Below are 26,348 nucleotides of genomic sequence, written 5' to 3' on the forward strand. Positions count from 1 at the left end.
GTGCTCATTCGGCGACAGCTTCACCAGCGGATGGGCGCTCCTGGCAGGGATGCATAACGCGGCCTGCCAAGAGCGCGGACGTTTTGCTCTTCTCGTCCCCGGCTGGTGCTCGCCACGATTACGACTTTGATGGCTGGAAGCCTGACGGGGCATTCCACTACACGGGCGAGGGGCAGGTCAGCGACCAGATTTTCGTGCGTGGCAACGCAGCAGTGAGGGACCATCTTGACCGCGGTCTACAGCTCCGATTCTTCGACCAGGTCAAGCGCTCAGTCGTGCGCTCTCTCGGCGAGTTCCGGGCTGACCCTGAGCACCCCTGGTACGCGGAAGAGGCAAGGGACCGGCTGGGGGACCTGCGGAAGGTCATCGTGTTCCGGCTCCTGCCCATCGATGCCGAGGCGCCCAAAGTCGATAAGGCGGGCGCGGGCAAGCCGACAGTGCGGGATGTCCCGATGGAGGCCCACCGTGCCGAGACCTTCCAGGTAGAGCCCAAGCGTGATCCGACAATCGCTGAGCGGCGTGAGGCTGACCTCGTGGACCGATACGTAGGTGCCGTGACAGGGGAAGGAGGCACCACGACGCGCAAGGAGACCAAGCTCCCCGATCTCGGCGGGGCTCTCTACACCGATCTCTTCGATGGAGGCCGAGCTGAGTTGGTCGAGGCGAAGAGCTCCGCGGCTCGCCACCATGTGCGCCTGGCGCTCGGCCAGTTGCTGGACTACGCGCGTTACGGCGAGCACAAGTCGAGGGCTGTCCTGCTCCCGTCCTACCCGGGCTCGGGTCTCGTCGATCTGCTACACAGCGTCAATGTCGCCTGTATCTACGAACAGGAGGGTGGCGGCTTCGTGCGCCTGGATCCGTAGGCCACCCATGGTGCGGGTTGTGGTGCGAAGCCGTGCATCACCGAGTGACTGGGGTGACCTGTAGCGGACCAAGCTGACAGCCAGTGACCTTCTGAGGCAGCGGTCATGGGGTTGAAAGCCACTCGTAATCCCTCGGTCGCGGGTTCGGGTCCCGCCCGCCCCACCATGCAATCCCCCTTGTCAGCCATGCTGCCGGCGGCCCAGGCGAACCGCATCGAGGTTCGGACCAACGCTCTCGGTGTCAGGGGATGAACCGCACCTCTGGGAAGGCCCGGTTCGGGCCGTTGAGCAGGTGTCCTCGGTGGCGTAGGTGCAGGTCGAAGAACGCGAGCGGGTACGCCTGCTGGATCCGCACCGCCCGGGCCGGGTCGAGGGTCCCGATCCAGCCGGCGAGGTCCTCGTCGCTCATCCCGATGATCGTCGCCAGTTGCGGGATCAGCCACTGGTTGTCGCAGTACGACGAGTGCGTCGCCCCGTCGGCGTGCACGTTGAGCCGCCATCCGTGCAGGTACGACCAGAACTGCTCGACGCTCGGCTCGGCGGCCCGGGTGAACTCCGCGGTCATCAGCATGAACGGCCGGTCGATCTCGGCGACCGGTGGCACCGACTGCATCGGGCCGTCGAAGCCGAGCCCGGCCCGCACGCGCCGGTCCTGGTTCATGACGAGGGCGGTAGCGGTCGCGCCCTTCGACCAGCCGAACATGCCGATGCGACGCACGTCGAGCGCGGCGCCCAGACCGGCCGGCAGCGGACGCCGCTCGGCGTCGGGGTTGCGGCCGGCGGCCAGGTCCTCGATGCGGTCGAGGACGAACCGGATGTCGTCGGCGTGGTCCCATGGCGTGAACGACAGATCCTCGGGGACGGTGAGACGGCCGTCGGGGAACTCGCTGAACCCGTCGTACGTGTGATCCACAGTGACCACGACGTAGCCGTGGCTGGCGAGTTCCTGGACCACGATGGTGGCCTCGGCACGGTGACCATCGTTGCCGTGGGAGAACACGATCACGGGCAGCCGGTGGGGCGCCCGGAGTGCCGGAGCGCCCTCGTAGCCGGCTGTGAGGGGCGCCATCGCGGCACCGGCGTCGAACCCGGCGGACACGAGCAGCGCGCGCAGCGGCGCGGCGGGCATCCATGGCACCACCGGATGACGCCGGGCGTCCCGGACGGCGGGGTACCAGACGCTGGCCATCAGTTCGCGATGGCGCCCGGGGCCGGCGACCGGATCCGGGCGGGATCCGTCGACGAGGTGCAGCGACACGGTGCCGACACGGTGCGGCCCGGTGGGTGGGGGCAGCGTGATCCGTGCGGGGCCGTGCGGGGCCGGCGCCGCCCACCCGTGGCCGGCGCCGCCGAGCGGCACGGCGACCCCGGTCGCGAGCGCGGCTGCGAGCAGGTGTCGGCGGGTCAGTGCGGTGGTCATCGGTCCTCCGGGGTGTCGGTGGTCTCGACTCTGGCGATGAGCAGCTTCAGTCGCCGGATCTCTTCGGCGAGGGCGGTATCGCCGGCGGCGGTGAGCGTGATCCAGGTACGGGCGCGCCGGCCGGCGTAGCCCTTCTCGATCTGGACCAGGCCGGCCGTCTCCAGTACGCCGAGGTGCTGTGAGAGGTTGCCGGCGGTCAGTTCCAGTTGGGTGCGCAGGTAGCCGAACTCGACCCGGCGGGCCTCGTGCGCGATGGTGAGGATCCCCAGGCGGACCCGCTGGTGCACCACGTCGTCCAGGCCGGTGACCGGGTGGGCGGACGGCGCGTGCGGGTCCGGGCTCCCGGCGTCGTCGTTCACCGGTGCCTCAGGCGGGCTACCGCGAAGCCGACCGCGCCCAGCAGCAGCACGACGCCGTTGATGATCTGGTGCGGCAGGAACTCTCCCAGAATTCCCCGGTATCCCCAGTCGGGGTGCCAGATCTCGTTGATCGGCACCAGCACCACCGCCAGGTATCCGAGGGCGAACGCCAACAGCGCGACGTTGCGCTCCAGCCGGGCCAGCACCAGCAGCGCCACCCCGATCGTGCCGGCCGGTGCGATCAGACGGTCCAGCAGGAGCGCCCAGCCCGGAAGCGGGTCGGTCGGAACCGGGTGGTTGGCCAGGTACAGGCGCGCCAGCAGCCACGCGGCGGTGAACAGGACGGTCAGGGCGACGCCGGTGAGCGCGTACGGCAGCACCCGGGCGCCCAGCCCCCGCGCGCGGGTGACCCGCACCGCGTACACGGCGATCGCCGTGTACGCCAGCAGCAGCGCCAGCGGCCAGTAGAACATCGCGCCCTCCCGCCGGATGTGGCACATGGAGCTGCCGTCCACGTCGTTGATCCACGCACTCGCGGACCCGCAGTCGGCGTAGAGGGAGTACCAGTCGATCGGGATCGCCGCGAACGTCACCGCGGCCAGCACCAGCAGCGCGACCCAGGTCACCCGCTGGTCAAGACGCACCCGGTGGGCGAGGGTGCGCACGTCCGACAACAGCCGGCGGGGATCGCCGGCGGGCGGTACCGCATCAGTGGTCATGCCAATAGGTTTCCATCCCAAACCTATTGGCGCTAGTACCAACCTCAGCGATGGTCGTACGCGTGGCCTGACTCAGTCCTCCCGGCTCGTGGCGCAGCCGGTCGAGGAACTCGGTGCCGACTGTCGCATCGCCGGTGATGGCCCAGAGCGCGACGTGGGTGTCCAGCAGCAGGGTCATGCGCCAGCGGTTCGCGAGCACGCGGGTGATCCGCCCGCGCGGCGACGCGCGATTGTCAGCTGTGCGAGAACCAGTCGAACATCCGCACTGGCAGGAGTACGAGAACGACGGTCGCGGCGACGGCCAGCAGAACGCGCACCGTGCGAAGACCTCGCCACCACGGGATAGCCCAGAGCAGCAACCACATGGCGCCTGAGATGACCACATGTACGCCGACCACCCGGAGGCTGGTCTCCTCGCACATATTTGCAGCCACGGCCTCCTCGCAGAGCGGCGGCGGGCCGTTGTGGTCCACGAGGCTTCCCAACACCCCGACGGAGCAGGCCAACACCGGTGCCGCCACCAGGGTGAACAGCGGCGTCACCAACCACCCGGCGAGATCACGGTGCCGGTCCACTACCCGTCCCACTGGCAGAACGCTACAGAACGGGTCTCCTTCCTGCTGACCATGCGGTCGTTGTTCAGCACCTGTCGGCGGTGCGGGCGGGCGAGGGCGACGACGACGGTTGCCACATACAACACCGCGACGACAGCCGTCCCGAGTGTCGCGGCGGACACCCGATCGGCGCTCCGGCAGCCGGCACGCGCGGGCAGGACAACCGCGCAGACGTCAAAGCGCGGCACGGCCAACCACCAGAAGCCCGCCGCGGCAGCCGCCGCTATGACGGTGGCCGCCGCGACCCCGAGCCACGAGCGGACGCGCACGGGCATCCTCACCTCCGTCGGCTCGTTCATAGCCGGAACGATATTCGTCGGCCTCGCCGTGGACCCACAGCCAGGACCACCCGCTGACGCCGACGTCACCCGACAATGGCAGACATGCTGACCAGGGAACAGCTACCCGACCAGTCATCCCCGAGCTTCGATCCCGGGGCTGGTCAGGGCGGCGTGGTCCCGTGATGAATGCGAAGATCTCCTATATGAAGCCAGCCAAGAACCCGTGGTGGCAGACAGCAGAGACGCCCAAGCAGGGTCTCATCAGGGGAGGCGTCTGGCTTCTCCTGGCCGTCGGGTGGGTGTTCGTGGCCCTCGGAAACCCCACGTCGTGGCGTTGGGCATTTGCCGCACTGTGGGCGGTCGTCGGTGTGGGCTACCTGGTGTCAGCCATGTTGCTGCGGCGACGGCAGCGCGCGACTCAGGATGAGGCAGGGCCAGACCCTGCGGTCCGGGCCGACTGAGCGCGATTCGCTACCGCCTGCCAGTCGCGTAAAGCTCACTGCGGGGTCAGTCGCATCGTGGCGGCTAGCCGAGTCACGTCGGCCGCCGTCGGTCCGGCCCGGAACACGGCGGTCAGCGCTGCCCGGGCCACAGGGCGGATTCGTGTCTCCCAGGTGGCGATCCGGTCGGCGGCGACCAGCGCCCGGCCGGCGGAGCGCACGTCGCCGAGGTCCAGATAGGCGTGAGTGATGTCGATCAGGTGGGCGGCCCGGTGTTCGGCGGGGAGCAGATGCCAGGCGTTACCGCTGGTGGCGTGTTGGTGAGTGGCCACGGCGGATTGGTGGTCACCAAACCACATCGCGATCAGGGCGTGGGCGAGGTCGACAGGTGTCGGACCGAATCCGATGCCGTCGCAGTCGTGCTGACGCTGGCCGTCGGCGAGGCGAGCCGCGCGCTCGGTGAGTTCGCCTGCCGCGTTGGCGTCCCCGCTGACGGCGGCACCGAGCGCCGCTTCAATCAGGAGGGTCCCCATCACGCCGAGCCGGCGGACGTGGGACGGTGCCAAATCCAACTGGCCTACGGCGTCGACGGCGGCCGTCATCGCCAACCGGCCTCGCCCCAGGGCTCGCAGCGCCTGCGCGAGGGAGATCGCCGCGAGGCCGGCACGACAGGGGTCACCGGAGGCGGCGCTCATCGCCCGATCGGCGGCCAGCCAGGCGAGATCCGCCTCGCCGAGTTTGACCAGCACCTGGGCGGCGAGCCGGTACACCCGTACCAGCAAATCCGCGGTGTCTCCCGCCCGCGTGCGGCTATCGCAGAGCAGGTCGGGCAGTAGACGCAGCACCTGGGGGTGGTGGCCGTTGCGGTACGCGCTCCACGCGTACCCCGCCTGGGCATCGAGCTGAGCCAACGACGGCGCTGGCTTGCCGCCGGCGGGGAGGTCGTAGCGGGCCAGCGCAGCGCGGAGTCGTTCCACGTCGCCGCCGGTGTCGGGGAGTTGCTGGCGTGGGGCCTTGCCCGCGAGTAGGACGTCTGGGGCGACGCCGAGGGCCGCGGCGACCGTCTCGATCACCGAGAGCCGATCGAGGGTACGCACTCCTCGCTCGACCTTGTCCACCCAGCTCTTCGACTTGCGGATCCGGTCGGCGAAGACCTGCTGGCTCATGCCCCGACGTGCGCGTAGCTCTGCCATCCGCCGCCCGATTGGCGGTTCGTTGCCGTTGCGGCGGCCGGGCTGGTTCATTGCTCCCGCTCCGGCGATGGCTGGATGGCATCGGTGGACTCCCCGCAGCGCGGGCACCATCGCGACTTGACCCGGAAGGCGAGGAGCCCGCACAGGAACCCGGGCACCAGGCCGCCGAACACGATCGATACGACTTCGGAAACCATTCGCACGCTCGCTTTCTGGCGACGCCGGGACCGGGAGTTTGCCGCGCGCCGGTGACTCACGCTGTGACGATGCTTCATTGCTGACAGTCATCAGACTTGCGCATCATGTGATGCAAAGCAAGAAGATGTACATGATCGACACGCCGGGCACGTGAGTCAGGGCGGGCCGAAGAGCGCGGCGCGGTGCAGAATCACGACATGCCTCGATTTACGCCCGCGACACCGCGCTCCCGGCGACTGGGCCGGGAGCTACGCAAGCTCCGCGAAGCGAAGGGCCTGACCGGTGAGGGAGTGGCGGACACCGTCACCTGCTCACCGTCTCGAATCAGCCGGATCGAGTCGGGAGAGATCAGACCTCGCGTCGGCGACGTGATGGAGCTGCTGGTCGCGTACGGCGTCAAGATTGACGAGGAACCGGGGACCTCGCTGCTCGATCAGGCGCGCGGCCTGCGTGAGGACGGCTGGTGGCAGCGCCTCGGCGGCAAGTACGCCACCTACATCGCGTACGAGATCGAGGCCGTGGAGCTGAAGAACTTCGAGCCGATGCTCGTGCCCGGTCTACTGCAGACCGAGAGCTATGCCCGCGAAGTCAACGTCATCGGCCGCGAGACCGACCAGGAGACCATCGAGCAGCGGGTTTCCGCCCGGATGACCCGACAGGAGGTGTTGCGTCGCAAGCCGACGCCGCTGCGAATGCACGCCATCTTGTCCGAGGCGTCGGTACGTACCGAGGTGGGCGGCGCGGACGTGCTGCGTGAGCAACTCGATCACCTGGTCACGCTGAGTCGGCTGCCGAATGTAACGATCCAGGTGCTGCGCTTCGAGGCCGGTTCCCACTTGGCGGACAGCAGCGGCTTCGCCCTGCTCAGCTTCGAGCGCGACGAGCCGCCACTGGGCTACATCGAGACCCTGGCCGGCGAGCTGTTCCTTGAGTCGAGCCGCGACCTGGCGCGGCTGGCGGCGGCGTACGACAATTTGAAGACGCTGGCGATGTCACCCGCCGAGTCGATCAGGTTCATCAAGGAGCTGAGCAAGCATGGAACGTAACGCCTGGCGCACGTCGAGCCGTTCCGGCAGCAATGGCCAGTGCGTGGAGGTGCGCGACCGACGCGTCCAGGTCGACGTTCGCGACTCCAAGGCGCCCGATGCCGGGATGCTGAGCTTCGCGCCCGCCGCCTGGGACGCGTTCGTCGACACGATCAAGACGAACGCCGGCCGCCCCTGACCCGGGCGGGACCGGTGAAGTGGTTCATGGCACCCGCGAACCGGCGCACCTGTGCGCTGAGTGTCAGCGTGTCCGGCTGACGGACGAGACCCTCGGGTCTACGGAGTAGCGGCGGACGACGTCGTCGGCGTCGCCAGCGGTGGCACCGGGATCGAACAGCACCTCCAGGCAGGGCGCTTGCGGCCCTTCTGACCCGAAGCCCGCAACCACGCGATTCGGGTCGAAGCGGTGGTTCTCCAGCACCAGCTCCTCAGCGGACTGCCCCTGCCGCACACAAACCATCGCCTCGGGTTGACTACCACCCCAGGCCAGTGCCGGAGCCGACACACCGATGGTGAGCACCACTGCCGTCCCCACGCCGATCACTGTCGTCCGGCCAAGCCCTGGCCGGCTGATCGGCGAGATCACCGCCACCAGGGCGGACAGCGCGTACACCCAGAGGGCCCGCTTGTCGGCCGAGTCATGGAGGGCCAACGCGACGACGCCGGCTCCGACGGTCTGTGCGACCAGGCTGATCAGCCGGAAGCCTGGCGAGTCGACCAACGCCGCCGGTATTACCGCAAGCGCACCAAGCAACAGAACAAGCATGACAAGCCCGTACGCACTCCATTCACGGCGCGCGTCCAGGACGAGCAACACCAGGGCAACCAGGTGCCCCCAGACGACAAGCGCCGGGCGGAGGTGCACCAGCATCCGTACGGCCATCGACAGACCCTACGTGATGGAGTTGCTGTGCTGCTCGATTAGCCGGGCGGCCCACGTGAGGAGGGGCAGGACATGGTTCAAGGCAATCGCGACGAGCTGATCGGGCACCTGGTTGAGGCAGTCGGGTCCGTCATGGCGGCCCACCCGACGCGTGTTGCCATCGATGGACCACCCGCCTCCGGCAAGACCACCCTCGCCGACGAGTTGGCCGTCGTCCTGCGCGAACGGGGCCGTGACGTCATCCGCGCCACGATCGACGATTTCCTCTTTCCTCGGGCGCAGCGCTATGCGCGCGGCGAGTACTCGGCCGAAGGCTGCTACTACGACACCCACGACAACGAGGCGCTGAACCGGGTTCTGCTCGATCCGCTCGGGCCGGGCGGAGATCGACGCTTCCAGCCCGCGGTCTACGACCACACCGCGGATGCTGTGCTGTCCCCGCCGGTCACGACTGCGCCGGCCAGCGCTGTGCTCGTCTTCGACGGCGTCTTCCTCCTGCGCCCGGAACTGCTTGCTCGGTGGGACCTGCGCATCTTCGTGTCGACGGCACTGGATAAGACCGTCGAACGCGCCGTTATCCGCAAGCGTCCGGTGTCCACTCAGGTCGACATCGAACGACGCTGGCGTGAGCGATACATCCCCTCGCAGCAGCTCTACTTCGCCACGGCCCGCCCGACCCAGCACGCCGACATCGTCCTGCACAACGACGAGCCCCAGCAGCCGGTCTGGGAGACTGTCCGGCGAGGAGATCCACTCTTTGCAGCCCTGGCCGACGGCGGACCGACTCGTCGAATCCCAGGACCATGATGTTCGGTGCGGTGTACCCACTCACGGGCACACGGTGCCCGAACCGGCCGAGGAAGAGACGAAGGTCCGGGGCGACGCTTTCTTCAGGGAACGTCGGTAGCAGGTGTTGATCCAGCCCGCCCTACACCTTGAGGACGTCCACGTCGTACAGCGCTATCGAGGGGTCGCGGGAGACCAGGGTCAATTTCTCGATGATCGCCTGCGCCACCAGCATGCGATCGAAGGGATCGCGGTGGTGCGGTGGCAGGCGGCCGGCGGCGATGGCGTGGGAGTGAGTCACCGGGAGTTCGCGGAAGCCCATGTCTCTTACCCGCTCTGCCAGGTCAGGGGGCCCGGCGAGCTTCCCCGTGCTTTGTTTGATAGTGATCTCCCAAAGAGTGACCGGGGAGAGAAAGATGTCCGGCTCATGACGTAGCCGGTCGAGAAAGTCGGCGCCCAGTGTCGCGTCGCCGGTGATGGCCCAGAGCGCGACGTGGGTGTCCAGGAGCAGGGTCATGCGCCGATGCCGAAGTCGGCCGCGATCTCGGCGTTGGTCTGTGGTGAGTCCCAGTCGCCGGAGAGGTCCAGTTGCCCGGCGAGGGAGCCGATCGCGGTGCGGTTGGCCCGCCGGACCAACGGCACGACCTTTGCCACCGGCGTGCCGGCCCGGTCGATGATGATCTCCTCGCCGTGTTCCACCCGTTCGATGATTCGCGACAGATGGGTCTTGGCGTCGTGCATGTTGTAGTGCGCGGCCTCAGCCGACATGGCGCAACCTCCTCGGTTAGCTAGGGACTTAGTCTACCCTGCTTGGCCCCATGCGCCAGCGGTTCGCCAGCAACCACGGGATGGCCCAGAGCAGCAACCAGAGGGCGCCTGAGATGACCACATGCCCCCGATGGATGATCTGGGTGCAGAGCTGCGGCACGCTCGTACCGAGGCGGGCGGCACGCTCGCCTCCATCGCGGACAGGTCCTGCTACTCGGCAGCCCACCTCAGCAACGTCGAGGCAGGACGACGGACCGCGACGCCAGACGTGGTGCCGGACGGGCCTGGTTGCACGTCGCAGTACTCGTCTCCGGGTTCAGCTCACTGAGGCGCACGGCGATCGGGGCTGCGACGTCCACGGTCAAAGTCGGTCTACATCTGTCGGTCGTCGTTGATATCTTCAGCCCGCACACCATTGGGGACGCGCCGCCGGGTGTCCTGGCTCGACGCGTCCAGCTCAAGAAACGGGGAAATATGACGCGTAAGGCGCTGCGCATCCTCGGCGCAGTAGCGGTCGCCACCATGGTGGCCATCACGGGCCTGACCGGCCCGGCCGGCGCAGCTAGCTCTGCCGGCCTGGACGGAGTCGTGGTCGACAAGGTGACGGGTGCCCCAGTCTCCGGCGCCGGAATCGTCATCCAGCAGCAGGATGGCTCCGGCTGGAACTTCACCAACAGCGACTCGCAGGGGCGGTTCGCCTTTCCGGACACGGCAGCCGGCCAGTACATCGTGCAGGTCATGGCCAACGGTTACGTCGAGCAGTGGCTCAACGGCCACCAGAACCAGTGGGAGGCGGACCCCATAACGGTCCCCGCCACTTTGCGCGTCCCGCTCATGCCCATTCAGTACGGCAGTGTCGCGGGTCGGGTCGTCAGCAGCACGGGTGGCGCCATCGCCAACGTCAACGTTCAGTTGCGGCGTGGCAGTAACTGGGTGGCCGACACAGGTACTGACTCGAAGGGGCGGTATCGCTTCGACCAGGTCGAGACCGGTTCCACCTACACGGTGCAGTTCACCTTCCCCAGCGGTCAGGTCCTGTTCAACGGTGGGGCCAACTCGGAGTACGAGGCCCCGCCGCTGACTGTTTCCGCCACCGAGACGACACAGGTCAACCTCACCCGACCGCCGGTGGGACACCTGACGGTACGGGCGCTCGACGCGGTCACCCGCAAGCCCGTCGTCAACTTCTGCTGGTACCCACAGGAGGGTCCGCTCAACTTCCACACCACCTGCACGGATGACACCGGTCGGGCCCGGCTGCGGGACCTGCCGATCGGTACCTACCGCGGCGGCGGCTACGACCCGAACAAGGTCTATGCCAACGCCTTGTTCGGCCCGACCCAGGCGGTCGAAGGCAAGACGGTGAGCACCACGGTCCTGCTGGTCAAGTCCGTGCATCTGCGCGTCGATTTCGTGAACGCGGTGACCGGTGACCCCGTTGACGGCGCCTGTGTCACGCTGGCCCACCCGGTCCGCGCCGACGTCGGCCAGAGCGGGCAGTGCGGTTCGTCTGTCGAGTACGACTCTCTCTTCGCCGGAGAGGCGTTCCGGCTCTTCGTGGCCCCGTACGACGGGACGCACGGGGCTCAGTGGGTGTCCACGACCGGTATCGGGACGGGTGACCCTGCTGCGGCCCGGGTCTTCCGGCCGGCAGCCGGCGAGCAGGTCCAGGTGACCGTCAAGCTGGAAGCGGGGGGAACGGTCACCGGCGTGATCAAGGACGCCGCAACCGGCAACGGCGTCCGAAGTGTCTGCCCGACGGCCACCGCGCCGCCGTCCTCGTACGGCCCGAGTGCGAACTCGTACTGCACTGACGACGACGGACGATACAGCATCACGATGTTGGGCCCGTACGAGTGGAAGCTCGCATTCCCGACGTATGGCGGCCAGCACGCGTGGACCTGGTCGGGGGATGCCCCCAACCGTGCCTCCGCCACCCCGGTCCGGGTCATCGCTGGGCAGAGCACCACCCTCGACGTCAGCCTGGTCGCCACCGGCACCATCAGCGGCACGGTCACCGTGCCCGCAGGCCAGTGCGTCACGTGCGTGACCATCCAGGCGGTGGACGCGTCGACCGGTGACTATGCCGGTGTCAACCCCCGGGTCCGGGCTGATGGGACGTTCACGATGACGGGCCTCAACTCGCAGGAAATCAGGCTCTACTACAACGTCGGGGACGACCTCGTGGAGTATCCGACCCGGCTGCGTACCAAAGCGGGCGAAGCAGTGACCGGCGTCGCGATCGTCGTTCCTGCAGCCTGACCACGACGGGCGCAGGGTCCCGCCTTCCCACGGAGGGTGGGACCTTGCGCCTGCTCCGGCGTGGTTCGCCTGTCGCCATCACTGCCCCTGCGGCGCCGGAGAAGACAGTGGATCGTGCCGTGATCCGCGAGCGCCGGGTGTCGACTCGGGCCGACGTCGAACGGCGTTGGCGCGAGCGTTACATCCCCTCGCAGCAGCTCTACTTCGCTACGGTCCGCCCGACCCAGCACGCCGACATCGTCGTGCACAACGACGAGCCCCAGCACCCGGTCTGGGAGACCGCCCGACGTGTGCTTCAGCCCTGATATCGTCACCGTTCCCTTATCCGTTGCCGCCACCACGCCTGCGCGTGCCACGCGCTCAACTTGGCAGCTCGGGGGTCAGGCAGAGTCTTCCGGCGAAACTCCTCGTCCAACGGCTCGACGACACGTCGCAGCTCGCGGCGGCGGCCGTTGGCAGTCGGCGCATCGCGTCGTCCAGGACGTCTCGCTGGTACAACACATCGCAACCCGGACAGGAACAGTCATCCCCTAGATCCAGCCACCGTCCCGAGCGTCGAATGGCGCTACGGTAGCCGTCCAGCGCGGTCGCTACTGGAACGAAACCCGGATGGGTGCCTTCGAGCCTGATGATCGCCGCGTTCGCGCCTTTCGACAGGCCATCGATGGGGCGGAGCTTGACCGCATTCCGCCCGGCTGACTTCAACGGTGCGCGCAGCGCACCCGGCGACCTACGCGCCATGGACCTTTCGGGGCTGAGTCATGACGAGCACCCTGCCACACCATCGCCAAGACCTGCCAACCCATTGATCTTCTGGGTCAGCCCGGCGGGCGCCGATCGCGTACCTTGCAGGAATGCCACTGGCACCCGCTGACGTGTTGCGACGCACGGGCGTTCTCGCGCCACGTCGTCGCCTCGTGACGATCGCACTCTCCCTGGCGCTGGTCGCCGTAGGGCTGGTCGGCGGCTTCGGAGCGGCCAAGCTTGCCGACGACCCGCACACCGCCCGGCCGGAACTGCTCGTCGGGGTGGTCACCTGGTCGAACGAGCAGACCAGGTTGGTCGCCTTCGAGGAAGACGAGACCGCTCGCCGCCCTCTCGACGGCGACACCTTCTACTCGGTGGTCGCCGAGAGCTGGCAGGACGTGGGCGGGACACTGCATCACGGCGGTACGTACCCGACCTGCCTGGCCGGCGAGAAGGACGATCCCGTTTCAACGGACCGACACCGGGTCGAGCTCGAGGTCCTGCACCGCGACACTGGTGGTCAGCCACAGCACATCGCCGTCCATGTCCGCTGCCTCGACTGATGGCATGAGCCCAGTCGGTCTCAGCCGATGTTGATCAGCAGGATCTGGTCGTCGCGGAGTTCGGAGATGGTGTCGCGCAACAGCCGCAGCGTGTCCAGACCGGCTGCGCCGCTCTCCTCGAAGGCCACGCCCATCTCCTCGAAATGGGCGACCAACTCGTCCTCGCGGTGGGCGCTGGGATCGAGCTGATCCACCAACCGCCGGGCGGGAGCGACGAGCGTGGTCAGGCCGTAGGCGCTGTTGATGGCCTCCGACTCGGCATTGAGCTCCGGCTGCTCCAGGTCGATGCCGCGTTCCTCCAGATAGGTCAGGACGTAGAGCATGCAGTACCCGGACCAGTCGTACTCCTGCCGCGTTTTGCCCCCGTGTTCCGCCAGGTACGTGTGGAACGACGACGGCGATGTGCGGGCCAGGCGGGCCAGTTCGGTGATGCTGTCCCTGGGGACCAGTGTCAGTGACGCGATAGCAGACAACGCATCCTCCGTCGGTTCAGGAGAGCACGCGGTAGGTGACGTGCAGGACCGAGCTTGCCGCCCGCGACGTCACCTGTTCGAGGGTCAGCGGCGGGACGCCGTCGAACAGCCGCACGCCGGAGCCGAGGGTGATCGGCACGATGTGCAACCGCAGCTCGTCGACCAGACCGGCGGCGAGGTACTGGTTGATGGTGGTCGCGCCGCCGTGGATCAAGATGTCGCCGCCACCGGCCGCCGTGCGAGCCTGCGCGAGCGCCGACTCGATTCCGTCGGTGACGAAGTGGAAGGTGGTGCCGCCCTCCATCGGCTGCGGCTCGCGCGCGTGATGGGTGAGCACGAACACCGGCTTGTGGAACGGGGGGTCCTCACCCCACCAGCCATTCCACTGCCGATCCCAGGGGCCACGCACGGGACCGAACATGTTGCGCCCCATGACGACCGCCGAGGCGCTTTTGATCAGGTCGAGCTCGGCCTGGTTCTCGTCGGCGGCGTCGAACATCCAGGCGTGCAGCCCACGGCCCCAGCCGTCACCGCCGTCGTCGCCGAACGGGCGTTCCTCGGTCTGGTTGTGCCCGGCCGAGTACCCGTCGACAGAGATGGTCTGGTCGACGATCACCGTGCCGATACGTGCGTTCACAGCGCTCCCCATTGACGACGCGTGGGCGAGAGATCAGCCTACGACCACCCCTGCGCGCCGCACAGCCTGCCTCGCGCCCGAGCCGGTACGCCGATGGCGGACATCGCCTCCCCGTAGCGTCGGTACGCCTGTGCGGCCTCGCCGTGCCGGCCCGCATCGGTAAGCGTCCGGATGAACTCGCCGTGCACACCCTCGTCGTGGGGTTCCAGTTCGAGGGCACGGCCGAGGTGCCGGATGGTCTCGTCGATGTCGCCGGCGTCGCGGGCCAGCGAGGCCAGCTTGCGTACCACGCGCAGGTAGACCCGGCGTGCCTCCTCGCGGGTCGGTCGGGACCAGTCGTCGTACGGCTCGTCCTCCAGGAAGTCTCCCCGGTAGCGCTGCTCGGCGAGGAGCAGCGCGGCGCGGGCGTCGTCGCTCTCGCCCTGCTCGGCCAACCGGAGGCCGTGTGCCGATTCGGTGCGGAACTCCTCGACGTCGAGTTCGACGTGACCGACGTCGAGGGCAAGGCTCGGGTGCGCGGCGATGACGAAGTGGTCCGTCGGGCTGCGGCGCTGCGGATCGAGCACGCCGCGGGAGCTGCTGTCGGAGCCGCCGGCCGGCACGCCCACCCCACCGGAGCTGGCCAACCGGACCATCGCCGCGAAAGTGGTCGTCGCCGACGATCTCGCCGTGCCGACGTCGAGTGGCATGGCCAAGGCGGCGACGATGACCTGCTGGGACCTGTACTGGAACTCGTACAACTGGGCCGAGCTGCCCGGCTACCCGAACCCGGGCTCGTTGTGGCACCAGCCGAAGACGTACTACTCGTCCGACTTCGGCGGCATGAAGATGTACTCCTACAGCTACCTCGCCAACTGCGGCGGGTACGCCCGGCACCGGATCTACTACAAGTCGGCCGGTGACTACTACAAGCACCACGACTACGAGGTGGCGGCGGATCACTGGCAGGCGGTCAAGAAGGGCTCGGTGCACCGCTACCGCAAGGTGTCCTACGACGGCACCTCGGGGGACACCCGCAACGGCAAGTACACCGGCTAGCGGCGTCGGTGGCGGTAGGCCCTGCGTCACGCCCACCGTCACCCGGCGTGCCCGTGGATCGTGTCCATTACGCGACGAATAGATCGAGTTTGCTGGGCTGGGGACGTTAGTTTGATTCGGTGATGTCAATCGCTGGCACGGGCGTGCGCGTCAGGCTGCTCGGGCCGGTGGAGGTGATCGTCGCCGGCAGTCCGCAGGCGGTGAACGGCCTGCGCCGCAAGGCGGTGCTGGCGACGTTGGCCCTGCACGCGGGCCGGGTGGTAAGCGTCGACCGGCTCATCGACGTGGTCTGGGGCGACCAGCTACCGGCCACCGCGGCGAACACGTTGCAACGCCACGTCTCCTACCTGCGCGGGGTGCTCGGCGAGCCCGGATCGATAGTGGCGCGCCCGCCCGGTTATCTGCTCGACACCGGGCCGGATTCCACTGATGTCCAGGCCGCCGAGCGCCTCATCGAGCTGGCCCGGCGCTCGACGGACCGCAACGAGCAGGTGAAGCACCTGACGGCCGCGGTGGCGCTGTGGCGCGGCCCACCGCTGGCCGACGTGGCCGGATCCGCCTGGCTTGAGGAGCAGGCGGAACACCTGGCCCGCCTGCGGTTGGAGGCCGAACGATCCCTCGCCGAGGCCCGGTTGTCCGTCGGTGAGCACGCCGGGCTCGTCCCCGGGTTGGAACGGCTCGTCCGACAGCACCCCTTCGATGAGCACCTGCACGCGCAACTGATGCTCGCCCTGTATCGCGACGGCCGCCAGGGCGAGGCGGTCGCCACGTACCGGCGGCTGCGCGACAACCTGCGGGAGAACCTCGGCATCGACCCGGGTCCACGGCTACGGGATCTGGAGTGCGCCATCCTGCGCCAGGACACCGCGATCGCCGCCCCGGCGCCGGCCCCGGCAGCGGCGGTGCCGGTCGCGGCGCAACTGCCTCCGCCCGTACCCACGTTCACCGGACGTGACGCGGAGATCGCCGCCCTCGACGCGCTCGTCGACCGGGGCGGCGCGGTCGTGGTGTCCGGGACCGCCGGCGTCGGCAAGACCGCGTTTGCCGTGCACTGGGCGCACCGCGCGGCCGCGCGCTTCCCCGACGGGCAGCTCTACGTCAACCTGCGCGGCTTCGACCCGGCGGCCACGCCTACCGAACCGGCGCGAGCGCTGCACGGATTCCTGGAGGCACTCGGCGTTCCGGCGGCGCGGATGCCCAGCGATCCGGACACCATGGTGAGCCTCTACCGCACGACTGTGGCGGGCAAGCGTCTGCTGGTGGTGCTCGACAACGCGCGCGACGCGGAACAGGTCCGGCCGTTGCTGCCCGGCTCGCCGGACTGCCTCGCGATCGTCACCAGCCGCGACCAGCTCATCCCGTTGGTCGTCACCGAAAGCGCCCAACCGGTGCCCCTCGATCTGCTGAGCCCTGGCGAAGCCCGCGACCTGCTGGTCCGCCGTCTCGGGGAGCGCCAGGTCGCCGCCGAACCCGCAGCGGTCGACGACATCGCCGACCGCTGCGCGCGGCTGCCCATCGCCCTGGCCATCGTCGCGGCCAGAGCCGCCACCAACCGGCACTTCTCGTTGGCCGCCGTCGCCGGCGAACTGGGCGACCTGGACGCCTTCCGCGCGGGCGACGAGGCCACCGACGTCCGGGCGGTCTTCTCCTGGTCGTGCCGCACGCTCAGCCCACCCGCGGCCCGGCTGTTCCGGCTGCTGAGCCTGCATCCCGGCCCGGACGTCGCCGCCCCGGCCGTGGCCAGCCTGGCCGGCGCCGACGGGCAGACGACCGGTCCCCTGCTGACCGAACTGACCCGGGCGAACCTCTTCACCGAGCACACCTACGGGCGCTACGCGTTCCACGACCTGCTGCGCGCGTACGCCGCCGACCTCGCCGACGAGACCGAGCCGCCGGCCGAGCGTCGGGACGCCGTGCACCGGCTGCTCGACCACTGCCTGCACACCGCCCACGCCGCCGACCTCGCACTGCACCCGCACTTCAGCGCGATCAGCCTCCCGCCACCCAGGGCGGGAGTGACCCCGGAACGCCCCAGGAGCCGGTCGGCCGCCGCGGCGTGGTTCACCGCCGAGATCCCCGTCCTGCTCGCCGCAGTACCGCTCGCGGCGCGGTCCGGTTTCGAGGGACACGCCTGGCGCCTCGCCTGGACCCTGGCCGGCTTCCTGCACCGGCAGGGGCACTGGCAGGACTGGCTCGGCACGCAACAAATCGCGCTGGCCGCCGCGTCCCGCATCGGGGATCAGGCGGGGCAGGGCCACGCGCACCGCAGCCTCGGTCTCGCCTGCTCCCGGCTCCGACGGTACGACGAGGCCGACGACCACCTGCGGCGCGCACTCGACCTGTTCAGCGACGTCGGCGACGACGCCGGCCGGGCGCACACCTGCCTGAACCTTGGGCAGCTGGCCGAGCGGCAGGGCCAGCACCAGCAGGCACTGCACCACTCCCGGCGGGCACTGACCCTGTTCCGGGGGACGGGAAACCGGGCCGGGCAGGGGTACACCCTCAACGCGGTCGGTTGGCAGGAAGCGTTGCTCGGCGACTACCACAGTGCCCTTGCCTCGTGCGGCGAGGCGCTGCGGATGTTGCAGGAGGTCGACGACGTCCAGGGCCAGGCCGACACCTGGGACAGCCTCGGCCACGCCCATCACCAACTCGGGGACGACCGGCGGGCGATCGCCTGCTACGAGCACGCCCTCGAACTCTTCACCCAGGTCCACGACAGGTACGCCGAGGCGAGCACGTACGTCAATCTCGGCGGCAGCCACCGGGCCCTCGCCGACCTCGGCGCCACCCGTGCCGCCTGGAGTCGAGCCCTGACCATCCTCGACGAACTCGGTGATGCCGACGCCGACTCGATCCGCGCCGACCTCGAACAGCTCGACACCATGCGGCAGCACTGACGTACCCCGCTTTCAGCGCCGTTTCCGGGCCGCTTCAGCGCGGCCCGCCACTCTTCGGACACCAGTTTCTTCCGCATCAGGAATGGAGCGTTCGATGAGTCGTTTGGCACACCGCCTCGCGGTGATCGGGGTGGTCAGCGGGACGGTGCTGGCCATGTCCTCCGCCGCCGTGGCCCAGACCGAGAAGCCGCCGCAGAAGGGCGCCGACTGCGTGGTCCAGCACGTCGACGAGCGCGGCAAGATCCTCCGCACCGAGACCGCGTCCGAGGGTCGGGAGTACGGCCAGTTCCGCTGCGTCGCCGGGAAGTGGACGTTCGCCTGGGCGCCCTTCGGAGCGGACGACATGATCACGGCCGACGAGATCCAGATCAACCCGGCCGGCACCGCCTCGGTCCGACGGTTCACCGGTCCCGCGCTCGGCAACGACCTCACGGTTGGCGAGATGACCGGCATCGCCCAGGCCGTCAGCGGCAGCCGTGAGGTGCTGATCGACCGCGCGATCGTGGCGGTCGACGACGGCAAGGAGCGGACCCCGGAGCAGGTCGAGGCGCTGCTGGCCGGCAAGGACACCACAGGGGTACGGGTGCTGGACATCATCGAGAAGCCGAATGCCGCCATGTCGACGAAGGACGTCATCGACGAGGCCGGCGGCACCCCCGAAACGACAGTCGTCTACTTCAGCATCTGGGGCGCGATCAAGGCGGCCATCGCCTGGATCGTGGACACCCTCGGCGACATCGGTGAGTGGATCGACGACCACTGCGACCTGGGATCCCCCAACGACTTCGGCGACATCGTCACGTGTCGCTGGTAGCCCGCCCCACCCCGCCGACACCGATCACCGAGATGAGGACAGGATGACAACTCTGCGGGACATCGCCAGGCGCGCCACCATCGTCACGACCGCCCTGATCGTCGGGCTGACCGCGTCGTACGCCCCGTCGCAGGCCGCCGAGGGTGGTGAGGCCCGGACGACGGTCACCGACCACCCCGGCGCGCCGGGGACGATGCTGCAACAGTTCGAGGACCTGACCGGCCGGCCCGTCGGCGACCTGGACAAGGTGCTGGCCTTCGACACCGGCGGCCGGAACCTCACCGGCGACCAACTCGAAGCGCTCGCCGCCGGAAAGGAGGTCGACGGTGTCAAGGTCGTCGGCACGATTCCGGGCAGTCGGGACGTCCTCGGCACGACCATGGCCGACCTCGCCGACGGGGCGTACGACGGCAGCGGCGACAGTGCGACGGCGACGTCCCTGCTCTTCGCCTCGTCCACCCCCGACGGCCGGGAGTGGTGCCTGACCATGTGCGTCGCCTCGGGCAAAACAATCTGGGAGTGCCTGCTGTCGCGCCTGACGGGCGGACCGATCCTCGCCCTCGACCTCGCCGGCAGCACCACGGTGGGCGGTACGAAGGCCGCCTTCGAGAAGGCCAGTGGCGTCGCCGTCGAAGGCCCGTACACGGTGGAGACGCTGGTCGGCGACGGTGAGCCCTCGGCGGACGAGATCAGGACGCTCCTCGACGGCAAGGACATCGAGTCGATGCGCCGGGTGGCGACACTGGATGGACCGGACCCTGGATGGGCGCTGGCCGACATCGCCGAGAACTCCGGCGTCGTGTACGCGAAGAACAGGGGCCACGTCTTCACCCTCAACCTTCCCGTCCTCGGCAAGATCATCATTTGGTGCAACTCAAAGGATGGCGGGAAGACCTGGAAATGCTCGGCCTACAAATGGAGCGGGTTCTAACGGGTAGCCCGCCGACACCCCGCTCCGCGTCGACCCCAGGGGACGACGCGGAGCGGATTCTGCGCTCGAGTTGTGCAGTGGCTGAGCCTGGATCTACCTGCGGGTGTACTAGCGTCACAGGTGTGAAGGATCGTGCTGCGGCCTATGAGCCCCTGACGGTGGAGCGACTTGGTGCCCTGCTTGTCGGGGTTGACGAGACGCGACGGTGGCGGTTGGTGGCGGAGTTCCTGGAGGAATACCGATGGGAACCGGCCGGCGACCGCGCCGGTCTGCTGGACGCGGAGCCGGCTCTAGTCGGTGACGAGCACTGGGACGTCTTCCTGGCGGCGCTGGCGGAGCATTTGGCGGCAAAAGATGGGCGAGGCGCGCCGCCGTGGGTTGCGACGCGCTCGCTGCGGCAGTTCTGGTTCCCCTTCAACACACGTGCCGCACGTGTCGACGCGGTGGTGCACGCGCCAGCGGCGTTCCGGCGTCGCGGCATTTATGTGGCGGCCCAGGAGTTGAACGTCGCGTGAGCGCCGATGACCCACTGCTGGACCGTACTGCGATCGAAGATGCCTTCCACCGGCTGGGCGACCGGCTTGCTAAGCGGGGCGTGGTTGCGGATATCTACATCTTTGGCGGGGCAGCGATGGCTCTGGCCTACGACGCGCGCCGCGCGACCCGGGACATCGATGCTGTCTTCCAGCCGCACGGCGTCGTGCTCGACGAAGCGAGGGCCGTCGCCGATGAACTTGGTCTTCCACACTGGTGGCTCAATGAGCAGGCGAGCGCCTACGTCGCGCCGGGCGGCGATGCGATGGCTCCTCGCGTCTTCGACCACCCAGGCCTGCGGGTGTTGGCGGCGTCGCCGGAGCACCTGTTAGCTATGAAGGTGCTCGCCGCGCGTCGACGGGATGCCGATGACATCCGTTTCCTGGTCGAGCGCCTCGGTCTGACCAGTTCGGCGCAAGTCCTCAGTCTCTGTGCGGAGATCTTTCCGGACGAGGATGTTCCAGGGCGGGCGAGACTCGTGCTCGATGACGTCTTCGATGGTCAGTAATGATGTCATCGGGCTTCCAATCGACCACAAGTCCCGACCAGCAGTAGTGGCCAGCCGTCACCGAGCGGCGTTCTGCGGCCTTCTGACCCCCGGTCGGGGGTCAGAAGAGGTATGCCTGCCCGACGAGAAGATCGCTGGCGTCGACCAAGCGAGCCGCTGATACTCGTCAGGTGATCGGCAACGACCCTCGCGTCCCTTGGCCGCCTCGCGCGTCCCACCCGGCAGACAGTTCGACACTGCCGCTCTACATGGTCTTGTTCTTCCTTCTGGGCCTCGTCAGCTTCGTGATCTATGGGCTGAGTGACGGCCAGGGAGCGCTCGTTCTCGCGAGCATCATCTCGGGAATGTTCTTCGGGTGCTTCATGATCCTTTTCGCGATCTACTGGATCGGATACCTGCTCAAGGGACATGCCATCTGGCAGGCCGAGCGTCAGGCTGAGTCCGATGGGCCGTCCAGGGGCCAACAACCAGAGGATTGAGCCGTCGGGCTTGGGCCCGGCGTGCGATCTTCCACTCAACCCCGGAGGCCGCAGGTGGCGTCTCACTCTGCGTCCGCAGTTGGACGCGAGGTGGACGCGACCTGGAGGTGGAGTGAGTCGGCACGAGGACGATGAAGAGTTCCGGCTGTTCGTCCAACGACAGTGGGGATCGCTGCTCCGCACGGCGTACCTGCTGACCGGTGACCGGGGGACAGCCGAGGACCTGACGCAGTCGGCGTTGGAGAAGACCCACCGCCGCTGGGGGCGGGTGCTGCGCAGGGACGCTCCCGAGGTCTACGTACGCCGGGCGATGGTCAACACGGCGATCTCCTGGCGGCGTCGACGGCGGCCGTTGGAGGTGCCGCTGCTGACCGGCGACAGCAAGCCGACGCATGACGCGTACGTGCAGGTGGAACAGCGGCAACTGCTCCTCGCCGCGTTACGACGGCTACCGCCCCGGACGCAGGCGGTGCTGGTGCTGCGCTACTTCGAGGACCTCAGCGAGGCGGACACCGCAAAGGTTCTCGGTTGCTCCGTGGGCGCGGTGAAGAGCCAGGCGTCGCGCGGGTTGGCCCGACTGCGGAGCGATTTCGCCCCACCCGCCGCACAGTCCCCGGCACGGCTCGAGGAGGAACTGGCATGACCGGAAGCTTCGCCAATTCGACGCTCAGTCCCGCGCTGCGGGAGGCCGCGCACGGAGTCGACGTACCCGAGGATCCCTGGCCCGGGTTCGCGCGCCGCGAGCGACGGCACCAGCGGACGCGGCTGATCCGGACGGCCTTGGCCGCCGCGGTCGGGGTCGCGCTCGTCGGGGTCCAGACCAACGTGGTTCCCCTGCCGGGATGGGCACCTGGCATCGCGGTCGCCGCCACTCCGGCGGCGCTACTCGACGCGCCACCGCGGGGCGCGCTGGCCGGGGATCGGGCCTGGCTGGACACGCTCCGGGCGCGGATCAGCGCCGAGCCGCCGGTGAGAACCGACGCCCCGGTGGGTGCCTGGAAGATCGGCGACCGTGACCGGATCCGGCTGGTCTACGGCAGCGACCAGCCGGGCCACCGGGTCGCGCTGGTCGCGGTGCCGCTGCGCTTCGGCCTGCTGACCAGGGAGGCGCTTGTCTGGTACGTGGGCCCGGCCGGGGCCGATGCCCGGCAGATGCGGTACGGCGGCCACAGCGAGGGCGACGACGAGCCGGTGATGACGCTGATGCAGGCATACCCTGGCCAGGCCGGGTTCGCGGTCGTCGTCGGTCCGGCCGAATCCACAGTGACGATCAGTGGCGACCCTCGATACACGTCGAGGGGGACTGTGGAGTACCAGGACATCGCCAGGGCGGACGGAGGAGGAGTCGGGTTCGCCGTCCTGCCTCCCGAGCCGCTGTCGCAGGAACCTGTTGTCCGGGTCAGCCGAGGCGACCAGGTGTTCTTCCAGGAAGGCCTGGGCGGCGGCCCGTACGCCGGGATCGACCCGACCGGGCCGGAGATGGAATCCCTGGTTAGCGCCGCTCGCCGACCCGCCCGAGGTGCGCCGCTCGACGACGCCAACCTCCGCAACTTCGTCCAGACGGCACTCCAGGACAGTCACCTCCCGGCCGCCGGCACGACGGTGCGGATGCGGTGGTCGGGGCGCGTACACGGCCAGGCCGCCGCGCTGCTCACCGTGCAGCCGACCGGCGGGGGAGTGATCGCGTACGCCATGCACGGCGACGATCGGACCGGCTGGTGGACCGACCTGCGGCTGCTGTTGCCGGCCGACGGCGTCGACAGGCGACCGATCGGCTGGCGGGTCCGGACCGAGGACGGCGCCCGGCCCCCCACGGGCGAGGTGCGGGTGATCGCCCCGCCGGGCGCGGCCCGCGTCACGGTGACGGTCGCAGACGCACCCCCGGCCACTGTCGTCCTCGACGCGTCGAACGCCGGCACCACCCGGGTGCCGCCGGACCAGGCGGCCACTCTCACCGCGTACTCCAGGGACGGCGGTGTCCTCGGGACCACCCCGTTGCCGCCGGTGGAGTCGGACCGCGACGCGGGAGGTCTGCCGGGCGACAGCCCGGCCACCCGGGTGACACCCTGAGGCGGCGACGAGCGGGCCGAGTCGTCCGAGGGCGGCTCAGCCGCGCCGAGCATGGTGGCCAGGCGGGCCAGGCCCGGGTCGGATCAGCCGTGCAGGGTGACAGTGGGAGAACGGCCGTACGCCGCCCGATAGTCGGCCGCGAACCGGCCTGCGTGCACGTAGCCCCAGCGGTGCGCAATCGCGGCCACTGTGTCCCCCTGGGCCGGATCGGCGTCGAGCAGGTCCTGGTGGGACCGGTCCAGCCGGGTCCGGCGAAGGTACGCCATCGGAGTGGTGCCCAGGTGGCGGCGGAACGCCGCCTGCAGGGCGCGGGGCGTGACGCGGGCGGCGTCGGCGATCTGGGTGGCGGTGATCGCTTCGCCGGCATGTGTCTCGATGAACGACACGGCGCGGCGTACCGGGCCGGTCGGTAACGGGCTGGCGTCCAACCGGTAGGACAGCGTGATAGCGGTGTTCGGAAAGGCGGCGAGAGCGGCGGAGGCGGCCAGGTCGGTGGCGGCACGGATCACGAGCGGGCTTTGTAGCGGCTCCGCAGGGCCCGTGAAGAGGCGGTAGATATGGGCCGCGGTGTGGTGCCAGAACTGGCCCATCTCGTCGGACACGGGCGTCATCGACTCGAATCGGAAGTCGGCGGGGTCGATTCCTGTCCGCTCGGTGGCCGCCTCGGTCACCATGGCCAAGTCCAGGTTCACGCTGTAGAGATCGAAGTGCTGGCCAATATTGATGAGGGGACGGCCGGGCTTTTGCAGGAGCACCTGGCCGGGGCCTGTCCGTGCCTCGTTCCGGCCATCCCGTGCCTCGGCCCGCCCGCTCACCATCGCGACGATCAGCAGGTCAGCCAGGGGCTCAAGATGCATCTCGACGTCCATGGCGCACTGCACCCGGGTCGCCAGGATCGACCCGACCTGGACCATCTCCTCGCGGTAGGTGAACTGGTCGGCGACGCTGTGCGGCCAGAGCTCCAGCCCCGCGCATCTCTGCCGGATCACATCGTGCGCCTGCGAGACCTCGTGCGTGACGAACGTGTGCCGAGTGACGGAAGTGCCTGTCCCGAGGTCTTGTTGCAATCTGTCTCCCTCATGGCAAGCCGGCTGCGTCCGCCACATGCGTCTGCTCGGCGGACCTGAGGTCGGCCGAGCAGATAAGACGTGAGAACGCTGCTATTACTACGTACAACGAGGCGAAAGCATTAGCCGACACGGTCAGGCACTGTCGTGTGCCGGACGCGAAGGACCGGCCGACCGGGGTCGCAACGTCGCGGACCCCGATCGGCCGGCCGATCGGGCCGAGCCAGGATGAGTGGCTCGGACAGGCAGAGGTTAGAGCCGGTGAGCGGGGACGGCCGCGTGTGCCAAAGAGTCAAGTACCCGACAATTTTGCGATGGGAAACTCGTTACCACAACGTCACATTCATCCCGCCCGACCGGAAGACCGCCTCGGTGCAGCCGGGGGCGCGATGTGAACGATCTCGATTGTGGCCTGGTAGAGAACCATCACGCGACCCATGGTTCGCGAAACGGCCAGCCTTGTTCGGGAAGCGGATCGGCCTGCGAACTCAGCGTGTCGCGTTGACGTGGAATGTCGCTGCCGTCGTCCTGGCGTCGCCGACAGGCCGTTGCGTACCGCTGAGTATCACGTTCAATCAGTTCGGGCCGGATTAGCGGCCCGACGGAGGTGACGGCCCATGCCGTGGACGGGGAACCCTGACGGGCAGGAGCCTGTGACCCGAGATGTCGTCGAGACCGACGACCCAGAACGAGCGCACCATCTGCTCGCGGAAAGGTTTGGAGAACACCGAGTTCGCATTTCCGGGCCGCCGGCCCGGTTCCGCTACCGGCAAGCCGTGTTGCGGGCCGACGAGCTGGAGATCGGCGAGACCCGCTACACCATGCGCTGCCGCAGCGAATCGTTGCCCTATCCCGATCTGGCCGTGGCGACTGTGACGCACGGCCGGTACGCGGTGCGCACCAACGACGAGGAACTGCGCCTCGGGCCCGGCACAACCGGCCGCTACCCGGAGGCGGGTGCAGTCCACCTCGTCGACGATCTGGCGTCCGTCTTCGTTCGGCTGCCTATGCAGCGGGTCGCGGCGACCGCTTCCGCTCGAACCGGCCTGCCCGCCGCGAATTTCCACTTCACCACGATGGCGCCGCTCTCCCCGTCGATGGCCCTGCTCTGGCAGTCGATGACGGCGTTCGTCCGGCGACAACTCGCGGTCAACGCGGTGGTTGCCAGTCCACTGGCCCGAGCGGGCCTGGTGGACCTGGTGGCGACCACCGCCGTCGCGGTGTTCCCGAACACCACGATGACCGTCAACTACCTGCCTGGGCAGGCTGGCGTGGGCCGCGCGATCGTACGCCGGGCCGCCGAGTTCATCGAGGCGCATGCTGCGGTCCCGCTGACAGTGGGCCGGATAGCGGAAGCCTGCGAGGTCAGCCAACGCGCGTTACAGGTGGCGTTCCAGCGTTACCACGGCCAGAGTCCGATGGCGTTCCTGCGTGCCGTCCGATTACGCCAGGCGCACTGGGACCTGCAACACGCCAAGCCGGGGCAGACCGTGGCGGAGACGGCCCGACGCTGGGGTTGGACCCACCCCGGCCGGTTCGCCCAGGCGTACCGCGAGACCTACGGCTGCCATCCCTACGACACCCTGCGGGCAACGGGAGTATCGGCACCGGCAGAGCAGGACCGCTGACGAGTGATGTCGGCTGGATGGCTTGCCGAAATGGGTGCGAGGCGCTCGAGCAGCCTCTGGGTGCCGACCTGGTGACGGGGAGCCGCGACGCCGGCCTCTAGTATCGACAGCCTTGACAGCGAAGGCG

The 26,348-nt window shown here is 68.8% G+C and carries 29 protein-coding genes and 3 pseudogenes; 18 read left to right on the forward strand and 14 right to left on the reverse strand.

Going from position 1 to position 26,348, the window contains the following annotated elements; genetic code table 11:
* Positions 1-83: 83 nt before the first annotated feature.
* A complete protein-coding gene (locus IW248_RS00215) occupies positions 84-863 on the forward strand; it encodes an SRA domain-containing endonuclease (protein WP_231396119.1) in 780 nt (259 codons plus the stop codon).
* Positions 864-1,104: 241 nt separating this feature from the next.
* On the opposite strand, the gene IW248_RS00220 is transcribed toward IW248_RS00215, so the two are convergent.
* The 7 genes and pseudogenes from IW248_RS00220 to IW248_RS00250 form a co-directional block, all read right to left on the reverse strand.
* Positions 1,105-2,283 carry an alpha/beta hydrolase family protein gene (locus IW248_RS00220; protein ID WP_196925148.1) on the reverse strand — a complete coding sequence of 393 codons (1,179 nt, stop codon included), beginning with the start codon at positions 2,281-2,283 and terminating at the stop codon, positions 1,105-1,107.
* On the reverse strand, positions 2,280-2,642 hold the full coding sequence (locus IW248_RS00225) for a transcriptional regulator (protein ID WP_196925149.1): 363 nt from the start codon (positions 2,640-2,642) through the stop codon (positions 2,280-2,282). Before IW248_RS00225 ends, IW248_RS00220 begins: the two co-directional genes overlap by 4 nt.
* Positions 2,639-3,361: a hypothetical protein gene (locus IW248_RS00230; RefSeq protein WP_196925150.1), complete on the reverse strand. Its 723-nt coding sequence runs from the start codon at positions 3,359-3,361 to the stop codon at positions 2,639-2,641. The genes IW248_RS00225 and IW248_RS00230 overlap by 4 nt, the downstream gene beginning before the upstream one ends.
* Positions 3,362-3,443: 82 nt before the next feature.
* Positions 3,444-3,539, reverse strand: a pseudogene (locus tag IW248_RS00235) (PIN domain nuclease); the annotation flags it as partial.
* A 55-nt stretch (positions 3,540-3,594) separates the two neighbouring features.
* Complete coding sequence (locus IW248_RS00240; RefSeq protein WP_196925151.1) at positions 3,595-3,948, reverse strand: hypothetical protein; 354 nt, start codon at positions 3,946-3,948, stop codon at positions 3,595-3,597.
* Positions 3,936-4,274, reverse strand: a complete 339-nt coding sequence (locus IW248_RS00245) for a hypothetical protein (protein WP_196925152.1) — start codon at positions 4,272-4,274, stop codon at positions 3,936-3,938. Before IW248_RS00245 ends, IW248_RS00240 begins: the two co-directional genes overlap by 13 nt.
* Positions 4,275-4,752: 478 nt before the next feature.
* Positions 4,753-5,940 (reverse strand): helix-turn-helix domain-containing protein, encoded by a 1,188-nt coding sequence (locus IW248_RS00250; protein WP_196925153.1) that lies wholly within the window; start codon positions 5,938-5,940, stop codon positions 4,753-4,755.
* Between the two features lie 344 nt (positions 5,941-6,284).
* Here IW248_RS00250 and IW248_RS00255 point away from each other — a divergent pair, with 344 nt between their 5' ends.
* Positions 6,285-7,133, forward strand: a complete 849-nt coding sequence (locus tag IW248_RS00255; protein ID WP_196925154.1) for a helix-turn-helix domain-containing protein — start codon at positions 6,285-6,287, stop codon at positions 7,131-7,133.
* Entirely contained in the window at positions 7,123-7,311 is a 189-nt protein-coding gene (locus IW248_RS00260) for a DUF397 domain-containing protein (RefSeq protein WP_196925155.1), read from the forward strand. Before IW248_RS00255 ends, IW248_RS00260 begins: the two co-directional genes overlap by 11 nt.
* A gap of 63 nt (positions 7,312-7,374) precedes the next feature.
* On the opposite strand, the gene IW248_RS00265 is transcribed toward IW248_RS00260, so the two are convergent.
* Positions 7,375-8,016, reverse strand: coding sequence for a hypothetical protein (locus IW248_RS00265; protein WP_196925156.1), 642 nt, complete (start codon positions 8,014-8,016; stop codon positions 7,375-7,377).
* Between the two features lie 72 nt (positions 8,017-8,088).
* Between IW248_RS00265 and IW248_RS00270 the strand changes: the two genes are divergently transcribed.
* Complete coding sequence (locus IW248_RS00270; protein ID WP_231396120.1) at positions 8,089-8,823, forward strand: cytidylate kinase family protein; 735 nt, start codon at positions 8,089-8,091, stop codon at positions 8,821-8,823.
* A gap of 121 nt (positions 8,824-8,944) precedes the next feature.
* Here the strand turns inward: IW248_RS00270 and IW248_RS00275 are convergent, their stop codons facing one another.
* Entirely contained in the window at positions 8,945-9,319 is a 375-nt protein-coding gene (locus tag IW248_RS00275) for a type II toxin-antitoxin system VapC family toxin (protein ID WP_196925157.1), read from the reverse strand.
* Entirely contained in the window at positions 9,316-9,570 is a 255-nt protein-coding gene (locus tag IW248_RS00280; RefSeq protein ID WP_196925158.1) for a type II toxin-antitoxin system Phd/YefM family antitoxin, read from the reverse strand. The genes IW248_RS00275 and IW248_RS00280 overlap by 4 nt, the downstream gene beginning before the upstream one ends.
* 130 nt (positions 9,571-9,700) lie before the next feature.
* Between IW248_RS00280 and IW248_RS00285 the strand changes: the two are divergent.
* The 4 genes and pseudogenes from IW248_RS00285 to IW248_RS00300 form a co-directional block, all read left to right on the forward strand.
* Positions 9,701-9,844 (forward strand): annotated as a pseudogene (locus IW248_RS00285) (helix-turn-helix domain-containing protein); the annotation flags it as partial.
* Between the two features lie 200 nt (positions 9,845-10,044).
* Positions 10,045-11,832, forward strand: a complete 1,788-nt coding sequence (locus IW248_RS00290; protein ID WP_196925160.1) for an MSCRAMM family protein — start codon at positions 10,045-10,047, stop codon at positions 11,830-11,832.
* A gap of 92 nt (positions 11,833-11,924) precedes the next feature.
* Positions 11,925-12,137 (forward strand): annotated as a pseudogene (locus tag IW248_RS00295) (hypothetical protein); the annotation flags it as partial.
* A gap of 549 nt (positions 12,138-12,686) precedes the next feature.
* Positions 12,687-13,142 carry a hypothetical protein gene (locus IW248_RS00300; RefSeq protein ID WP_196925161.1) on the forward strand — a complete coding sequence of 152 codons (456 nt, stop codon included), beginning with the start codon at positions 12,687-12,689 and terminating at the stop codon, positions 13,140-13,142.
* A gap of 20 nt (positions 13,143-13,162) precedes the next feature.
* On the opposite strand, the gene IW248_RS00305 is transcribed toward IW248_RS00300, so the two are convergent.
* The 3 genes from IW248_RS00305 to IW248_RS00315 are packed head-to-tail and all read right to left on the reverse strand — an operon-like array spanning position 13,163 to position 14,941.
* A complete protein-coding gene (locus IW248_RS00305; protein ID WP_124818640.1) occupies positions 13,163-13,615 on the reverse strand; it encodes a hypothetical protein in 453 nt (150 codons plus the stop codon).
* A 16-nt stretch (positions 13,616-13,631) separates the two neighbouring features.
* Positions 13,632-14,252: a dihydrofolate reductase family protein gene (locus tag IW248_RS00310; RefSeq protein ID WP_307787589.1), complete on the reverse strand. Its 621-nt coding sequence runs from the start codon at positions 14,250-14,252 to the stop codon at positions 13,632-13,634.
* 38 nt (positions 14,253-14,290) lie between these two features.
* The gene (locus tag IW248_RS00315) at positions 14,291-14,941 is read right to left on the reverse strand and encodes a bacterial transcriptional activator domain-containing protein (protein ID WP_231396535.1); all 651 of its coding nucleotides are present in this window, start codon (positions 14,939-14,941) and stop codon (positions 14,291-14,293) included.
* On the opposite strand from IW248_RS00315, the gene IW248_RS00320 reads away from it, so the two are divergent.
* From IW248_RS00320 to IW248_RS00360, 9 genes are all read left to right on the forward strand, one after another.
* The gene (locus tag IW248_RS00320) at positions 14,922-15,290 is read left to right on the forward strand and encodes a hypothetical protein (protein WP_196925164.1); all 369 of its coding nucleotides are present in this window, start codon (positions 14,922-14,924) and stop codon (positions 15,288-15,290) included. The two genes, IW248_RS00315 and IW248_RS00320, sit on opposite strands and share 20 nt — an antisense overlap.
* Positions 15,291-15,412: 122 nt before the next feature.
* Positions 15,413-18,190: an AfsR/SARP family transcriptional regulator gene (locus IW248_RS00325; protein WP_196925165.1), complete on the forward strand. Its 2,778-nt coding sequence runs from the start codon at positions 15,413-15,415 to the stop codon at positions 18,188-18,190.
* 94 nt (positions 18,191-18,284) lie between these two features.
* Entirely contained in the window at positions 18,285-19,004 is a 720-nt protein-coding gene (locus IW248_RS00330; RefSeq protein ID WP_196925166.1) for a hypothetical protein, read from the forward strand.
* A gap of 43 nt (positions 19,005-19,047) precedes the next feature.
* Complete coding sequence (locus tag IW248_RS00335) at positions 19,048-19,935, forward strand: hypothetical protein (protein ID WP_196925167.1); 888 nt, start codon at positions 19,048-19,050, stop codon at positions 19,933-19,935.
* Between the two features lie 122 nt (positions 19,936-20,057).
* Positions 20,058-20,450, forward strand: coding sequence for a hypothetical protein (locus IW248_RS00340; protein ID WP_124818652.1), 393 nt, complete (start codon positions 20,058-20,060; stop codon positions 20,448-20,450).
* The gene (locus tag IW248_RS00345; RefSeq protein WP_196925168.1) at positions 20,447-20,977 is read left to right on the forward strand and encodes a DUF6036 family nucleotidyltransferase; all 531 of its coding nucleotides are present in this window, start codon (positions 20,447-20,449) and stop codon (positions 20,975-20,977) included. Before IW248_RS00340 ends, IW248_RS00345 begins: the two co-directional genes overlap by 4 nt.
* A gap of 170 nt (positions 20,978-21,147) precedes the next feature.
* Positions 21,148-21,456 (forward strand): hypothetical protein, encoded by a 309-nt coding sequence (locus IW248_RS00350; RefSeq protein WP_196925169.1) that lies wholly within the window; start codon positions 21,148-21,150, stop codon positions 21,454-21,456.
* A gap of 112 nt (positions 21,457-21,568) precedes the next feature.
* Complete coding sequence (locus tag IW248_RS00355; protein WP_210820169.1) at positions 21,569-22,099, forward strand: SigE family RNA polymerase sigma factor; 531 nt, start codon at positions 21,569-21,571, stop codon at positions 22,097-22,099.
* Positions 22,096-23,526 carry a hypothetical protein gene (locus tag IW248_RS00360; RefSeq protein WP_196925171.1) on the forward strand — a complete coding sequence of 477 codons (1,431 nt, stop codon included), beginning with the start codon at positions 22,096-22,098 and terminating at the stop codon, positions 23,524-23,526. Before IW248_RS00355 ends, IW248_RS00360 begins: the two co-directional genes overlap by 4 nt.
* An 83-nt stretch (positions 23,527-23,609) precedes the next feature.
* On the opposite strand, the gene IW248_RS00365 is transcribed toward IW248_RS00360, so the two are convergent.
* Positions 23,610-24,632, reverse strand: a complete 1,023-nt coding sequence (locus IW248_RS00365) for an AraC family transcriptional regulator (protein WP_196925172.1) — start codon at positions 24,630-24,632, stop codon at positions 23,610-23,612.
* Positions 24,633-25,369: 737 nt separating this feature from the next.
* Between IW248_RS00365 and IW248_RS00370 the strand changes: the two genes are divergently transcribed.
* Positions 25,370-26,221: a helix-turn-helix transcriptional regulator gene (locus tag IW248_RS00370; RefSeq protein WP_196925173.1), complete on the forward strand. Its 852-nt coding sequence runs from the start codon at positions 25,370-25,372 to the stop codon at positions 26,219-26,221.
* Positions 26,222-26,348 lie beyond the last annotated feature (127 nt).

The organism is Micromonospora ureilytica (assembly GCF_015751765.1).
Lineage (GTDB): Bacteria > Actinomycetota > Actinomycetes > Mycobacteriales > Micromonosporaceae > Micromonospora > Micromonospora ureilytica.

What these genes read in the sequence shown, in the direction of transcription:
- IW248_RS00365 (WP_196925172.1), bottom strand. Translation starts at nt 24,632, where the DNA reads ATGTGGCGGACGCAGCCGGCTTGCCATGAGGGAGACAGATTGCAACAA.
- IW248_RS00275 (WP_196925157.1), bottom strand. Translation starts at nt 9,319, where the DNA reads ATGACCCTGCTCCTGGACACCCACGTCGCGCTCTGGGCCATCACCGGC.
- IW248_RS00255 (WP_196925154.1), top strand. Translation starts at nt 6,285, where the DNA reads ATGCCTCGATTTACGCCCGCGACACCGCGCTCCCGGCGACTGGGCCGG.
- IW248_RS00300 (WP_196925161.1), top strand. Translation starts at nt 12,687, where the DNA reads ATGCCACTGGCACCCGCTGACGTGTTGCGACGCACGGGCGTTCTCGCG.
- IW248_RS00250 (WP_196925153.1), bottom strand. Translation starts at nt 5,940, where the DNA reads ATGAACCAGCCCGGCCGCCGCAACGGCAACGAACCGCCAATCGGGCGG.
- IW248_RS00260 (WP_196925155.1), top strand. Translation starts at nt 7,123, where the DNA reads ATGGAACGTAACGCCTGGCGCACGTCGAGCCGTTCCGGCAGCAATGGC.
- IW248_RS00230 (WP_196925150.1), bottom strand. Translation starts at nt 3,361, where the DNA reads ATGACCACTGATGCGGTACCGCCCGCCGGCGATCCCCGCCGGCTGTTG.
- IW248_RS00325 (WP_196925165.1), top strand. Translation starts at nt 15,413, where the DNA reads ATGTCAATCGCTGGCACGGGCGTGCGCGTCAGGCTGCTCGGGCCGGTG.
- IW248_RS00270 (WP_231396120.1), top strand. Translation starts at nt 8,089, where the DNA reads ATGGTTCAAGGCAATCGCGACGAGCTGATCGGGCACCTGGTTGAGGCA.
- IW248_RS00335 (WP_196925167.1), top strand. Translation starts at nt 19,048, where the DNA reads ATGACAACTCTGCGGGACATCGCCAGGCGCGCCACCATCGTCACGACC.
- IW248_RS00315 (WP_231396535.1), bottom strand. Translation starts at nt 14,941, where the DNA reads ATGCCACTCGACGTCGGCACGGCGAGATCGTCGGCGACGACCACTTTC.
- IW248_RS00265 (WP_196925156.1), bottom strand. Translation starts at nt 8,016, where the DNA reads ATGGCCGTACGGATGCTGGTGCACCTCCGCCCGGCGCTTGTCGTCTGG.
- IW248_RS00290 (WP_196925160.1), top strand. Translation starts at nt 10,045, where the DNA reads ATGACGCGTAAGGCGCTGCGCATCCTCGGCGCAGTAGCGGTCGCCACC.
- IW248_RS00280 (WP_196925158.1), bottom strand. Translation starts at nt 9,570, where the DNA reads ATGTCGGCTGAGGCCGCGCACTACAACATGCACGACGCCAAGACCCAT.
- IW248_RS00330 (WP_196925166.1), top strand. Translation starts at nt 18,285, where the DNA reads ATGAGTCGTTTGGCACACCGCCTCGCGGTGATCGGGGTGGTCAGCGGG.
- IW248_RS00220 (WP_196925148.1), bottom strand. Translation starts at nt 2,283, where the DNA reads ATGACCACCGCACTGACCCGCCGACACCTGCTCGCAGCCGCGCTCGCG.
- IW248_RS00245 (WP_196925152.1), bottom strand. Translation starts at nt 4,274, where the DNA reads ATGAACGAGCCGACGGAGGTGAGGATGCCCGTGCGCGTCCGCTCGTGG.
- IW248_RS00360 (WP_196925171.1), top strand. Translation starts at nt 22,096, where the DNA reads ATGACCGGAAGCTTCGCCAATTCGACGCTCAGTCCCGCGCTGCGGGAG.